Here is a 13,720-nt window from a genome sequence, read left to right on the forward strand (position 1 = left end):
CTTTTCAAAACGACCTCTATATCTCATTCTTAAAAACAATCTGTATCATGGAAAAATTCGCAGCACTGAAAGAACTTATCGCATCGGCCGAAAAAGATGCAAAGGCATTTTATGAGAAAGGAAACAAAGCAGCGGGTACACGCTTACGTAACGCGCTCCAGAACACAAAAGCGTTGGCGCAGGAAATACGCAACGAGGTTACTGCAAAGAAGAATGCTAAGTAAGTTTACTAATTAAGCCGCTAGCTATAGCGGCTTTTTTGTACGCTAATATAGGCTGTTTTGAGTAATACTTTCTTAATATTTTTATTTAATGGCTTATATTTGAGTTTGTTATCTAAACTCCTGATTATGGAAGCATACAGAAATTTTAGTTGGGTCGTGTTGCTATCGATTTCATCTTTTACCTTTTCCTGTTCATCACCAAAGGGGAAAACAGACTTACAAGATCAGCTAATTGGTAAATATGCATCTCAAAGCGAATCCACTTTTGACTATTACAAAGATACGGTAGAAATCAAGCCAACAGATGAAGGAAAATTTGATGTTCAGGTAATAGCCCATTGGAGCAATGCAAAAAGGATGATCCCAAACGTCCTGTAAATAAAGTTGCCGGTGTGTGGAATAAGGGAAAGCCGGGATCTATATTAGTTGCGGATCTTCAGACCAGTGATACCACGTTGCGTATTGTAGGTCAACTAAGAGGAGGTGTGAAAATTCTCAAATTTAATCTTGATAAAGCAATAATGGAATGGCCAGGAGATGACAGTGAAACACTGATTTATACAAAAGTCGACAATTAAGAATAAAATTCTGGCCAATATGCTTGTATAATAATATTATTCATCCTTCAAACTGCAAGAGGACAGCCGCTTCTTCGTGCCTTGAAGCCGCTATCCTCTTATCTTTTGCAACAGGCAGCCTCGTCCCTCAGCAGCCAGTTGCTTCCTGTTCAAGTCAAACCCTTCGTTTAATGTTCTTTAGCCCAAAAAACGCTTAGTGATTGCGTACCCCCCGGCGATTCGTTAGCAAAAAAATTAAACAATCCCCAACCGAGCAAGCCTGCCCGTTGGTTTGCTCGAAAAAATCTTCCTCGCTCGTTCCTCGCGAGCGTATTTTTTTCGGCAAAGCCTTGCACGGATGGGGATTCTATTAAGGTGAGGCTGCTTAACAATTGCCGGAGGGCCCCTGCGCCCGATGGACTTAAAAGTTAGGCGCTATGAAAAAAATTAAAGGCAGAAGCCCGCCATTAAGCTAACAGCAGATTGAAGCGGTTTTCCGCTCGCTCTGCCCAAAAAAGGAATTACACGAACGGAATTATTGACATCAAAAAAAGAAATCATGAAAACTACAGAAATAAACAGCAAAAGCAATTTGGAGAATATTGTAAAGAACAGTGCACAAAATGGAGTTAAACCACAGGGCGATATAAAGCCTTCTTTGCCTCAGGACAAACAGCAGGAGAAGACTACAGATACAAAAAAAGGAGCTTCTCCAATAGCTGAGCAAAAAGAGCCGAAAGCAACAGAAACTGCTCCCAAGTTGGAAAAACCTGCACTGAACTTAGAAAGCACCTTAAAGCTTGTTGAAGAATTGCACCGCAGGAAAATCCAACGGGATAAGCTGATCGATACCATTGATACACTTAATGCTTTTGAAGTAGCGCAGAAAGACGATGCAGAAGAAACTGATAGCAACCATTTTCAGGGCTGCGTGCTATCGATCGGGGACGATAAGCGGAGAGAATTTATTACTAAAAACCCTTACATCATCAAGAAGGTTGCAGAATACATCAACACGCTTTGTATGGATAGATTAGCCGAGATTGAAGGTGAAATCCAACTGCCTGCTTAGTTATGGATGCCCCTTGTCATTTACTGCAAGGGGCAAATTAATTGCTCAAGTTATGGAAACAGCATTTTTGGAGTATTTGGACGGGCTTTATTGGGAAGGTTACGGGGAGGAATTCAGAGAAGAAAACCCTAGAGAGTTTCAGGTTCAGTTAACGGCCTTTATCTGTGAGCATGCAGGTACGACCACAAACAGCAATACTAAAATTAGAGGAAATGGGACACAACATCAATTATAACGGCACTAGGGGAGACTATTCTTTTTTCAGTGTGAAGGAAATCCCCTGGCATGGCCTAGGTACAATATTGCAGGATTATCCCACAAGCGAGGAAGCCATAAAATTTGCGGGGCTTAATTATGAAGTTGCGAAATCACCCAATAAGCAGGTTTTCCCGAGCGGAAAAGAACGGTTTTCAGAAAACAGTTTTTTTACTTATAGAACCGACAACGAGGAAGTTCTAGGCGAGCATGTGGGGAAAGATTATGAGGTGGTACAAAACGCTTTCGCATTCGAATTTTTTGATAGCATTGTCGGGGCAAAGAATGGGATTCTGTATGAAACGGCCGGGGCATTGGGAAAGGGGGAACGCATATTTATCACCGCTAAATTGCCTGACTTTATCAGGGTCGGCCGTGATGATCTTATCGATCAATATATTTTCCTTACCACTGCGCATGACGGGACAAACAGTATTACCGCTGCATTTACACCGATCAGGATCGCATGCAATAACAGCCTTAATGCAGCCCTTCGGACGACAGAAAGGATTGTTAAAATACGTCATACAGCCAGTGCACACGAGAAGCTAAAAAAGGCACATAAGTTGTTAGGGATCAGCCATACGGTTAGTTGTGAACTTCAGGAAATTTTTAACAGTTGGTCAAAAATCCGTATCACAGACGCCAATCTCAAACGCTTGATACAATTGGCCTTAGCTCCCAGTAAAGAGGCATTGGACAAAATATTTGGCGAGAAACAGGAGGAACTATCGACCCATTTCAATAAAAAGATTGATGCTGTTTTAGCCTATGCTTTTAATAACCCTTCTCAGATTGACCCAACAACAAATGGGACGCTGTATGGCTGTTATAATGCGGTCACGGGCTATCTGCAAAATGTTCATGATTACGGTAGCGGAGAAAACAAACTAAAGTCCCTTATGTGGGGAATTTCCCAACAACAGACACAAACGGCCTTTGATCTTTGCAACGGCTTTGCACAGGTAGGTGCAGCTGCATTGAATTAATGTTTTAACCTAAGCGGAGGCGCAACCGTACAAAGGGCGCGTTTTATTATGAAATCGATAAATGAATTAACAAACACAGATAAAGCCAAATTGATACATCAGCTTTTTCCCGAAGAAATAGCACCACTTTTGGAATATACATCATCGTTTTGCGTTAAGCTATCTGAAAATAGAGCAGCTTACGAAAGCGAATGGAGCAGCAAAAGTATAATAACATTTAGCTTTTGGCTTCATCTTGCAGGGGAAACGGAAAAACTCATTAAACGTTTGAAATACGATATGATCAAAAGCCGACATGTTTTTGCAGAACAATTGTGTTTTAACCATAACGCTATCTTTTTTAATGAATGTTTGATGAGGTACGCTAAAGAGAAGAGCATTAATGACAAATTTAAAAAGGCGATAGTTTTGTTATATAGTTGATACCTTAGAGTATATCAATTTTAGTCCCTTCGATTTTCATCGAAAATCAAGGGGCTTTTTTTGCGGCGCCTTAAGTGCCTTTTATGTTCTTTTAAGCGTTTTTAAAGATTGTGCAATTCAAATGTCTAGTATTCTTAGTGACTTTTTAGTCCCCAATTTAGTTTTGATTAGTCAAAACAATCACTGGATAAACTCTAGAACTTAATTTTGAAAATCGGTTCGTCATAACTATAGGTTATTTTGTCGCGAACTCTTGTGTAATGTAATGAGGATCATTCGTGAAGAGCGTCGAGGTGTTTTGAATAAGCCCATATATATACCGCAATAAAAATTATCGAAATTATCATTAGAACTACACCAAAAATTGTCCCTATTTTCTCTATGCCTGTCATGTCTCGTTTCTTTTTTTTAGATGGTCGTCTTTTATTGGGATGAGCTGTAACTTTCTTAACTTGATTCTTATTCATTTTTATATGCCAATAGCCTTAATGCATTAAATACCACAACTAAAGTTGACCCTTCATGTGCTACTACGGCCGGACCGATGGAAGCTATCCCGAGAATAGTTAATGGAATCAGAACAGCGACGACACCGAGGCTGATCCATAAATTTTGTTTAATGATACCTTTCGCTTTACGGCTGAGCCCAATTGCAAAAGGAAGCAAATTGAGATTATCTCCCATTAAAGCAATATCGGCAGTTTCGAGTGCAACATCCGACCCCGCGGCTCCCATTGCGATACCAACAGTGCTATTGGCCATTGCAGGTGCATCATTAACCCCATCTCCTACCATCGCTACATTCTTTTCCTCCTGCCTAAGCTTTTTTATTGCATCAACCTTCTGCTCTGGAAGCAGGCCTCCCCACGCGTCAGACAGGCCAATCTCACCAGCTATAGCATCAGCCACTTTTTGATTATCCCCAGTTAACATGACCATACGACGGATGCCAATCGCTTCTAGACGGGACAAGGTCGCTTTTGCTTCCGGACGGGGTGTATCCATAACAGCAATCATCCCTATGTAATCGTCGTTCTTTCGTATTATCATGGTAGTATTACCTTGACCTTCCAGTTCCTGTACTTTTTTTACAAAGGGGTCCGACGGTTTTTTTGCATCTAATGTTTCAAATAGGCTAAGGTTGCCAATGTATATTGTATCTCCTTCTAATTTCGCTTTTACTCCTTTACCGAGCACCGCTTCAAGACTCTCCGCGGAAGGGATGTTTGTATCATTGAGCCTTTTCATCCCGTCCTGTACAATTGCCTTTGCCAACGGATGGTCGCTTAATGCTTCTACTGCTATTGTAATCTTGAGCAGGGTTTCTTCATTGATATCTTTAGCGGGAAAAACCGCCGTAAGTTTTGGCTTACCTTCCGTTAATGTTCCTGTCTTGTCGAAAGCTAAAGCTGTTAATGTTCCCAAGTCTTCCAGTGGTTTTCCTCCTTTTATAAGCACACCACCTTTTGCCGCTCGCGCAACGCCGCTGAGTACCGCACTGGGCGTAGATATTGCAAGGGCGCACGGACTGGCAGCTACCAACACGGACATCGCTCTATAAAAACTGGCACTAAATGTTTCGTCGGTCACAAGAAATGCAAAACACAGTAAAAACACTAAAATCAGGACAGCAGGTACAAAAAGTTTTTCAAAACGATCTGTAAATTGCTGCGTGGGCGACTTTTGTGTTTGCGCTTCATTAACCATTTTAATCATCCGGGAAATTGTTGAATCACTGGCTTCCCGACTTACCTTCACTTCCAGTGTGCCGTTTCCGTTAATTGAGCCTGAGAATACTTTGTACTTTGCGTCAAGTGTAGCGGCTTTATTTATATCTATCTCTTCTTTCTCAAATGCCAGCTTATCGACGGGAATACTTTCTCCGGTAATTGGTGCCTGGTTGACCCCGCTGGCTCCTTTAACTACTATACCATCTGCAGCAATTTTGGTATTGGGACGAATAACGATGATGTCGCCGATATTAAGTTGTTCGATGGGAACTTCTTCAATTTTATCAGCATGTTTTCTAAAGGCGGTTTTTGGTGCCAGGTCCGTGAGCGCAGCTATTGATTTACGCGCCTTTTCTAACGCAAAGTGTTCGAGTGCGTGCCCTAAACTGAATAGAAACAATAAAAGAGCACCTTCTGTCCACTGCCCAAGTGCCCCAGCTCCGGCGGCGGCCACTAACATTAAAAAATCTATTTCAAATTCTCCTTTAGAAATAGCCTCATAGGCTTCTTTAGTAACATAATAGGCTCCGAAAAAATAAGCTCCGAAAAGGAAGCAAAGAGAAACCCATGGAGCGAGACCTTCTAAAAAGGATAAACCAAAGCCTATCCCTAATAATGTCCCTGAGATAATGCTAAAAACGAGTTCAGCGTTTTTGCCGAATATACCCTCGTGAACGTGATCATGCTCCTTTGACTTACCCTCTTCATTCTTTTTATCCACGTGTTTATCTATCCCATCGCTTTTCTGTCCGATAAATTGTGTGTGCTCATTAGAAATTATTTTAATTCCCATAGCTGTTATTGAGCGTTCAACTTCCTTTTGATTGATTTTATCATGATCGAATTCGATATACATTACCCCGGTTCCCGAAACGGATACCATCGTAAAACCTTTGATTCGCTTCAATCTGCTTTCAATGAGCCGTGCATGTCTTACATGTCGAACACCGTCTGTGCGTATCAATAAATGCCCAAATTTTTCAGTAAATGTGGCTCCCGCCTTTTTAGCTAAGCTTTGTATTCTATCGATGGAGATAACATCGGGGTCATAGTGGAAACATAATTGAGCTTTATTTTGCTCATTTTGAGGTTTGAGATGTATCTTTTCAATCCCATTTCTACCTTCCAGCAATTTTATTAAACGCTCAACGCAACGATCCCGTTCATCAGGGATTTCGGGAAGGAGTATGTCTAAGTTTATTTTTGTTTTTTTCATGGTCAGCTTTATTGGTTTTGGCACTTAATTCTTCTCTGCTACAATTAAGGGATATAATTTAAATATATATAGTACAAAGTTTCAGTAACATTTGTTGCCTCTTTATCGCCCGAATCGTGAAGCGCAGGATAACGCGTTATCCTGCTTTACTATTACCTCTTCTATTCCTCCTCCTCACTGTTTTTCATTTTTGATAACAGGTCATAAGCGCCGTTAACTACTATCTTGGTAGAGTCGATATTTTTCGGCAGAGTAACTTCTACATATCCCGCCTCTGATAGACCTGTCGTTACTTCGACCAGTTGGAAATCGTGCGTCTTTTCAGCAGGAGCATTTTCAGATTCCACATTTCTTACACCTTTTTCAATAAATATGTATTTTTTACCTAAGTAATCTACCACTCCGCCTTCAGGAAGCGCGCTTACCTCGTTGTTACCCGTTTCAATAAAAGCCTTAATATAGGTGTTGGGTATCAGGCTCTCACTTTGGATGGTAGCTAAACAGTGTACCGTCACGGTTTTATCTGGATCAATTTCGCGCCCAACTAAAATGACCTTTGCTATTCTTTCCTCTGTCTCATTATTTAATGTAAATCGCACAGATTTGGCCTTTTTTTACTTTCGATACATCTTTTCAAAAACCTTAAGTTCTACATGAAGGTTGACGTTATTGACAATTTCGAACATTACGTCGTTGGGCGCGACAAATCTGCCTACATTGGTATTTACCTTAGTGACGTAACCGTTAATCGGCGCGTAAATATTTATCGTACTCCTGATATTTCCTGCATTCAGTGTGGTAGCATTGATATTTATCAACTTTAAACGCTCTTTAAGGGCACTGGTTCTCGACAGCATTGTCAGATATTGCGATTTTGCCTGTTGCACGGTTTTTTGCGCATTGATGTTTTGCTTCGACAATTCCAATTGCCTTTTGTATTCGGCATCGGCGAGCTCCAGTTGGCTGTTACTTTCCAGGTAGTCCTGCTGAAGCTGGACATAGTCCTGATTCTCAAGAACCGCAATAACCTGGCCTCTGCGAACTGAAGCACCCTGCAACAATGAAGTAGATTTAACGATACCTCCCAACTGGGTTGTAATGCTATAAAGGTTTTCGGGCGGGACATCTACAAATCCGTTTACTTTCAAAACACCGCTAAGTGATTTTTTTTCAACGGTTCCGATCTTTATCTGTGAGCCTTTATATTGAGCAGGAGAAAGTTCGACAATATTGGAATTTTCTTCTTCGGCAACTGTTGTTTCCGGCTCCTGTGTTTCCGTGGTTTTGGTTCCACACGAAGAGAATAGCATAAGAATAAGTACTGTTGCTACAAGTATGTGTTTGATATTTATGTTCTTTTTCATTGCTGGATTATTGATTTAAGCCAATAAGGTATTGTGCTGTATATACTGACTGATTGTATTGATTAAGGGCCTGTAAGTATGCAAAACGAATGTCGGAATAAGTCCGAAGAGCTACAGAGAACTCAAGATAACCGATTTCGCCATTTTGAAATGCAACTTGTGCCTGCCGCAAAATCAGATTTGCGTTCGGCAGCGCACTGTTCTGATAATAGTCAATGCTCTTCGAATTTTTCAATAAATCTTGGTTTGCCTGTTGAAATTGCGATTTCAGATTTGTCTGAGCTAAATCGTATTGTGATTCCGCTATTTCTTTCTGAATCTTTGCTGTCTTAATGCGGTTAGCAAAAGGTTTGTAGAAGATTGGCAATGCTACACCTACCTGTATCCCCTGAAACCGCTTTCCCGCATCGAACACCACTTCTTGTCCGTTTACATTCTGTGAACCGATTATCGATTGGTTAAAATATCCTAGTGTAAAGTCCGGGCCAGCTTTCGCTTTCTCTATACCAATGCTTTTATCTGCTATCTCTATCTGCTGTTTTTGCATCGAAAGCCACGGATTTTCACTAACAGTGCCGGTATTAATTTGCCAATGCTCTTTTTTTAATTCGCTTTCTGAGATTTGGACGCTGTCTTGTGTATTAAGGAGCCTTTTCAGCTCGGCCATATAGATCATAATATCTGCTCTATTTTTTTCGAGCTGATTGAGAACTTCATTCCGCTGCGTTTCAGCTGTTGTTTTTTCCAGCAAATTAGTTTCCCCTGTCTGGTAACGTAGGGATGATGCCTTGAGAAAATTATTAAATATCGAATCTTGGGTATGGTAAAGCTTTTGAAGTGAAAGAAAATACGCGAGTTGTCCGTATGTGCTTTTGACTTGGTAGATTAATTCATTCTCGGTAACGCCGAGATTAAACTCGCTACTTTTAAGCTGGGCATCGTAGAGTTTACGCTGCTTACTAAATAAGAACGGATTCACAATACTTTGACTGATGGAAATATTATTATCTCGTTTAATTGTATTCATTTGACCATATTGAAGGTCAAAATTTGTTTTCCCAAAGTCAATCGAGGTCCCGCGTAATGCTTTTTGTTGATCTATTTGCAATTCTGCTGAATTCACCATTTGGTTGTTTTTAAGTGCTATCTCAATTGCCTCAGCCAATGTTATCCTTTGGGAAATTGAAGATGGTTCCTGTGCTTTAGAACTATAAGGAAACATCAAGAACGCCAAAAAAACAACCACCGCAGTTCCTTTTACTACGTGCTTTTTTAGTTTGAAGGACTCAAAATAAGTATACAATACCGGCAAAACCAGCAGCGTTAGAATCGTTGATGTAATCAATCCGCCAATTACAACTGTTGCCAGCGGCTTTTGAACCTCTGCTCCGGCTGCTGTAGATAATGCCATAGGCATAAACCCTAAAGATGCGACAGTCGCAGTCATCAGTACGGGACGAAGTCTAACGGCTGTCCCTTTTATTACAATTTCTCTTAAATCCTTTATACCGGACTTTTTCAACCGATTGAATTCGGTTATTAATACAATTCCGTTTAACACGGCAACTCCGAAGAGCGCAATGAACCCCACTCCGGCGGAAATACTGAATGGCATTCCTCGCACCAAAAGGGCAAATACTCCACCGATTGCAGCCATTGGAATGGCCGTAAAAATTAATATAGATTGTTTTATTGATCCAAAAGTGAAATACAATAATAAAAGTATCAGCAATAGTGCCACAGGTACAGCAACAGATAAGCGCTGGCTGGCGGCTTGAAGATTTTCAAACTGCCCCCCGTAGGTAATGTAATAGCCGGTCGGCAATTTAATCTGACTGCCGATTTTCTGTTCAATTTCTTCTACGACACTTTCAATATCTCTTCCCCTAACATTTAGACCTACAATAATTCTACGCTTCGTATCTTCCCGTTGTATTTGGTTCGGACCTACTTCAAAGTCTACCGACGCCACTTGCGACAATGGGACTTTTTCACCATCGGGCGTTGATATAAACAGACTGCGAACATTATCGATGTTCTGCCTGTATTCTTCATCCAGACGAACTACCATATCAAAGCGCTTTTCGCCTTCATATACCAATCCCGCCGCCTGACCGGCAAAAGCGGCATTTACGGCCTGGTTCACAGCTTCAACGTCTATCCCGAAACGGGCAAGCTGGTCGCGATCCACCTTAATGACAATCTGAGGGAGACCGCTGGCCTGCTCGATATATAGATCAGCAGCCCCTTGGACCGTTGCAACGATTTTGCCTATTTTTCGTGAGAGATCGGTTAGGTGATCCAGATCATCACCGAAAATTTTAATTCCTATGTCCTGTCGCACCCCTGATATTAGCTCGTTGGAGCGTAACTGAATGGGCTGTGAAAAGCCGAAAGTTACACCGGTGACCGGTTCTAGCGCCTCAGCCATTTTATCAGCTAACTCTTCCCGATTAACCGCACTTACCCAATCTTTTTTATCCTTTAGAATAATGGTTAGGTCAGTTGCTTCCATAGGCATTGGATCTGTCGGAATTTCTGCCGCACCTATTTTTCCTACTACCTCTATCACTTCAGGAAATTTATCGATGAGTATGGCAGAAGCTTGATTGACTTTATCTATCGTTTGATTGAGGGAGCTTCCGGTAAGTAATCTTGTTTCTACCGCAAAATCACCTTCTTCGAGCGTCGGGATAAATTCACCCCCCATACGGGTAAAGGCAAAAACACTGAGGCCTAACAAAACTACTGCCGTAAGTACTACGATTACACGATTGCGAAGCGCCACACGGATCATCGGATCATAATACCTATGAAAAAAGTCCATCATACGATCCGAAAAATTGCGCTTATGACTGATCTTTTTGCTCAATATAAGTGCTGACATCATCGGTACATAAGTAAGGGAAAGAATGAAAGCACCTAAAATGGCAAAGGACACTGTTTGCGCCATGGGACCGAACATTTTTCCTTCTATACCTACAAGTGCAAGAATAGGGAGATACACAATTAGAATTATAATCTCACCGAATGCAGCCGCAGATCGTATTTTTGAAGCTGACTCATAGACCTCATCATCCATTTCTTTTTGTGAAAGCTTATTTGGGTTCCTGCTTAAACCGAGATGATGCATGGTGGCTTCGACAATAATAACGGCCCCATCAACGATTAATCCGAAATCGATGGCCCCAAGGCTCATCAGGTTTCCACTGACCCCGAATATGTTCATCATCGAAATAGCAAAAAGCATTGAAAGAGGTATAACAGAAGCAACGACAATTCCGGCCCGGAGATTTCCCAGAAATAGTACAAGTACAAAAATAACTATTAATGCGCCTTCTATTAGATTTTTTGCGACGGTCCCGATCGCCCGGTCAACAAGCGCGCTGCGATCCAAGAAGGGTTCAATGGTAACGCCCTCGGGAAGTGTTTTATTGATACGTGCTATCTTTTCTTTTACCTTGCTTACAACTTCGTTTGCATTTGCGCCCTTCAGCATCATTACAATACCCCCCACTGCTTCCCCTTGACTTTTTTTCGTAGTTCTTGTCAACGCACCGTACCGAATAGCATTACCAAGTTTAACTTCGGCAATATCTCTGATCAGTATGGGTACTTGCTTTGGGCTTTTCCTGACGACAATTTTTTTAATATCATCAATACTTCCTACCAGACCTTCACTTCGGATAAAGTAAGCATTGGGCTTTTTATCTATATATGCGCCACCTGTGTTTTGATTATTGCGTTCCAATGCACTAAAAACATCATTAATGCTTAGATTATAACTATTCAGCTTATCCGGATCAAGTGCGATTTCATATTGTTTTAACAAACCTCCAAAGCTATTTACTTCCGCTATACCCGGCGTTCCCAATAATTGTCTACGTACAATCCAATCTTCGATCGTACGCAATTCTCTTGCATCATACTTCTCTTCATAACCAGGTTTTGCATGCACTACATATTGATAGATTTCGCCGAGACCGGTTGAGATCGGAGCGATTTCGGGTTTACCTACATCCGAAGGAATATTGTTACCTGCTTCGGTTAATTTTTCATTCACCTGTTGACGGGCCCAATAAATGTCAACATCGTCATGAAACACGATGGTCACTACTGAAAGGCCGAAACGGGAGATCGAACGTACCTGCTCTATTTCCGGAATAGTTGACATCGTTTGCTCTACCGGAAAAGTTATTAGCCGTTCCACTTCGGGTGTCGCAAGTGATGGACTTTGGGTTATCACCTGAACCTGATTATTTGTGATATCAGGCGTCGCATCAATTGGTAGCTGCTTTAACGAATACAGCCCCCAGGCAATCAATCCCAGAGTCATCAAAGCAACAATCAGTTTATTCTCTATAGAGAACTTAATAATTTTATTAAGCATATCTTATTTGAAATGAATTAAAGCGTGTAGAATCATTCCAATAATCGCTAACAGCAAAATCATTGAAAGTAGAAGTAGACAAACCACCCTTAGGATTTTTATCCATTGAGGTCGCGTGTAGCTCTTTCCTGAACGACCTACGCTTTTTGCTGGTAATGACCTTTTCTTTTTAGTCATAGCCTGAGCAATAATATTATTTGATTTTTGTAATTAAATGGACAGACTTGAGTCCATATACGCACAGAAATGTGCTTAAGAAATCACTTTAGGCGGTTGCCATACATTTATATGGGCTTCCAGGCATTTTCCGGGGGTATGCCAACTATGAGATTCAAGAACAATAGGATCGGGACTCACAATAATGTAAGCCATTTGCTGTATTGAAGGTGTAGCACAACATGTGCATTGACAGAATGGTGTACAGCTATCTTTGTGATCCTGACTCTTCGATGAGGTAACAGAAAGTTCTGTTCGTTTGTGAAGACTGGTAGTCGCAATTTTATCTGTACACGGCATCATTACCTGAACCAGTACTATTAGCGCACATATATAAGATAACAGCTTCATCATTTGCAAATATATATTTTTTTATATTATGTAACTAACTTTCCAGTCTTTATATGATATTATAATGGCCTGAAAAGTTAGTTATTTTGAAAAAACAAGAAACGGCTACGACAAACTCCGCTTCGTTTCTTAATACTTTACTTCGCTAAATTTAATATTCGAAACGCCCCTCTTAATACAATGGCAAAAACGATTGTACCAACAATCAGGTCCGGCAAACGGGACGCAGTAATGAAAACCAGTATACCTGCTAGCATAACACCGATATTTATAATTACGTCATTGGAAGTAAATATTTGACTAGCTTTGATATGTGCCTCATCACTCTTAGTTCTGCGAAGGATTACAAGGGAAAACGCATTCCCAATCAAGGCCAATAGCGAAATAACTACCATCATTCCAAATTCAGGTGTTTCGCCAAACCCCATGAAACGTCTGATTACCTCTGAAAAGCCTAAAACAGCAAGTATTATCTGAAAGTATCCACTGGCTTTTGCAATTTTCTTTTTTCGGAGGACTGTCCCACCAACGGCATATAAGCTGAGTCCGTACACGAGTGCATCAGCTAACATATCCAAGCTATCGGCAACAAGCCCCATTGAATGAGAAATAAATCCTGTTGTAATTTCGAGTACAAAGAAAAAGGCATTGATAATCAGCACATATAGCAGCAGCTTGCGCTCTTCACGCTCTGAACCCGCTGCCGAAGTGTTATCTGTTTCTTCAGTTGAAATGAAACGATCTCCTAAACTCAGCTCTTTAATGGCCGTGGCTATGCGATCTATATTTCCGGTATGTATCACAATTAGCTTCCTCTCCGGAAGATTAAAATCGAGGTGAATAAGCTCTTCAATCCCGTCTAATTTCATACGGACCATTTGCTCCTCTGCGGCACAGTCCATGTTTTTTATTTCAAAAGTTGATTTTTTCATG

Annotated in this window: 12 protein-coding genes; 7 read left to right on the forward strand and 5 right to left on the reverse strand. The window is 41.0% G+C overall.

The features are described 5' to 3' along the window. Positions 1-47: 47 nt before the first annotated feature. The 7 genes from QT327_RS01120 (at position 48) to QT327_RS01150 (ending at position 3,520) form a co-directional block, all read left to right on the forward strand. The gene (locus QT327_RS01120) at positions 48-224 is read left to right on the forward strand and encodes a BF3379 family histone-like protein (RefSeq protein ID WP_289551693.1); all 177 of its coding nucleotides are present in this window, start codon (positions 48-50) and stop codon (positions 222-224) included. Positions 225-350: 126 nt separating this feature from the next. After that, complete coding sequence (locus QT327_RS01125) at positions 351-602, forward strand: hypothetical protein (RefSeq protein ID WP_289551694.1); 252 nt, start codon at positions 351-353, stop codon at positions 600-602. 14 nt (positions 603-616) lie between these two features. Further along, positions 617-802, forward strand: a complete 186-nt coding sequence (locus tag QT327_RS01130) for a hypothetical protein (protein ID WP_289551695.1) — start codon at positions 617-619, stop codon at positions 800-802. Between the two features lie 538 nt (positions 803-1,340). Beyond that, a complete protein-coding gene (locus tag QT327_RS01135) occupies positions 1,341-1,853 on the forward strand; it encodes a hypothetical protein (RefSeq protein WP_289551696.1) in 513 nt (170 codons plus the stop codon). Positions 1,854-1,905: 52 nt separating this feature from the next. Then, entirely contained in the window at positions 1,906-2,088 is a 183-nt protein-coding gene (locus tag QT327_RS01140; protein WP_013663553.1) for a hypothetical protein, read from the forward strand. Continuing rightward, on the forward strand, positions 2,066-3,097 hold the full coding sequence (locus QT327_RS01145; protein WP_289551697.1) for a DUF932 domain-containing protein: 1,032 nt from the start codon (positions 2,066-2,068) through the stop codon (positions 3,095-3,097). Before QT327_RS01140 ends, QT327_RS01145 begins: the two co-directional genes overlap by 23 nt. A gap of 48 nt (positions 3,098-3,145) precedes the next feature. Further along, complete coding sequence (locus tag QT327_RS01150) at positions 3,146-3,520, forward strand: hypothetical protein (protein ID WP_289551698.1); 375 nt, start codon at positions 3,146-3,148, stop codon at positions 3,518-3,520. Positions 3,521-3,979: 459 nt separating this feature from the next. On the opposite strand, the gene QT327_RS01155 is transcribed toward QT327_RS01150, so the two are convergent. The 5 genes from QT327_RS01155 to QT327_RS01175 all read right to left on the reverse strand — a co-directional run bounded on the left by QT327_RS01155 (position 3,980) and on the right by QT327_RS01175 (position 13,719). Beyond that, entirely contained in the window at positions 3,980-6,466 is a 2,487-nt protein-coding gene (locus QT327_RS01155; RefSeq protein ID WP_289551699.1) for a heavy metal translocating P-type ATPase, read from the reverse strand. 161 nt (positions 6,467-6,627) lie between these two features. Next, positions 6,628-7,065: an efflux RND transporter periplasmic adaptor subunit gene (locus QT327_RS01160; RefSeq protein ID WP_289551701.1), complete on the reverse strand. Its 438-nt coding sequence runs from the start codon at positions 7,063-7,065 to the stop codon at positions 6,628-6,630. A 15-nt stretch (positions 7,066-7,080) separates the two neighbouring features. After that, on the reverse strand, positions 7,081-7,830 hold the full coding sequence (locus QT327_RS01165; protein ID WP_289551702.1) for an efflux RND transporter periplasmic adaptor subunit: 750 nt from the start codon (positions 7,828-7,830) through the stop codon (positions 7,081-7,083). A gap of 7 nt (positions 7,831-7,837) precedes the next feature. Then, positions 7,838-12,220: a CusA/CzcA family heavy metal efflux RND transporter gene (locus QT327_RS01170; protein ID WP_289551703.1), complete on the reverse strand. Its 4,383-nt coding sequence runs from the start codon at positions 12,218-12,220 to the stop codon at positions 7,838-7,840. A gap of 704 nt (positions 12,221-12,924) precedes the next feature. Beyond that, positions 12,925-13,719, reverse strand: a complete 795-nt coding sequence (locus QT327_RS01175) for a cation efflux transmembrane domain-containing protein (RefSeq protein ID WP_289551704.1) — start codon at positions 13,717-13,719, stop codon at positions 12,925-12,927. Position 13,720: the final 1 nt, after the last annotated feature.

Source organism: Olivibacter sp. 47 (assembly GCF_030372825.1).
Taxonomy (GTDB): domain Bacteria; phylum Bacteroidota; class Bacteroidia; order Sphingobacteriales; family Sphingobacteriaceae; genus Olivibacter; species Olivibacter oleidegradans.

Bases quoted from the DNA above. Each gene is read 5' to 3' on its own strand.
- QT327_RS01165 (WP_289551702.1), bottom strand. From the start codon at position 7,830: ATGAAAAAGAACATAAATATCAAACACATACTTGTAGCAACAGTACTT.
- QT327_RS01140 (WP_013663553.1), top strand. From the start codon at position 1,906: ATGGAAACAGCATTTTTGGAGTATTTGGACGGGCTTTATTGGGAAGGT.
- QT327_RS01145 (WP_289551697.1), top strand. From the start codon at position 2,066: ATGGGACACAACATCAATTATAACGGCACTAGGGGAGACTATTCTTTT.
- QT327_RS01170 (WP_289551703.1), bottom strand. From the start codon at position 12,220: ATGCTTAATAAAATTATTAAGTTCTCTATAGAGAATAAACTGATTGTT.
- QT327_RS01155 (WP_289551699.1), bottom strand. From the start codon at position 6,466: ATGAAAAAAACAAAAATAAACTTAGACATACTCCTTCCCGAAATCCCT.
- QT327_RS01150 (WP_289551698.1), top strand. From the start codon at position 3,146: ATGAAATCGATAAATGAATTAACAAACACAGATAAAGCCAAATTGATA.
- QT327_RS01175 (WP_289551704.1), bottom strand. From the start codon at position 13,719: ATGAAAAAATCAACTTTTGAAATAAAAAACATGGACTGTGCCGCAGAG.
- QT327_RS01120 (WP_289551693.1), top strand. From the start codon at position 48: ATGGAAAAATTCGCAGCACTGAAAGAACTTATCGCATCGGCCGAAAAA.
- QT327_RS01125 (WP_289551694.1), top strand. From the start codon at position 351: ATGGAAGCATACAGAAATTTTAGTTGGGTCGTGTTGCTATCGATTTCA.
- QT327_RS01135 (WP_289551696.1), top strand. From the start codon at position 1,341: ATGAAAACTACAGAAATAAACAGCAAAAGCAATTTGGAGAATATTGTA.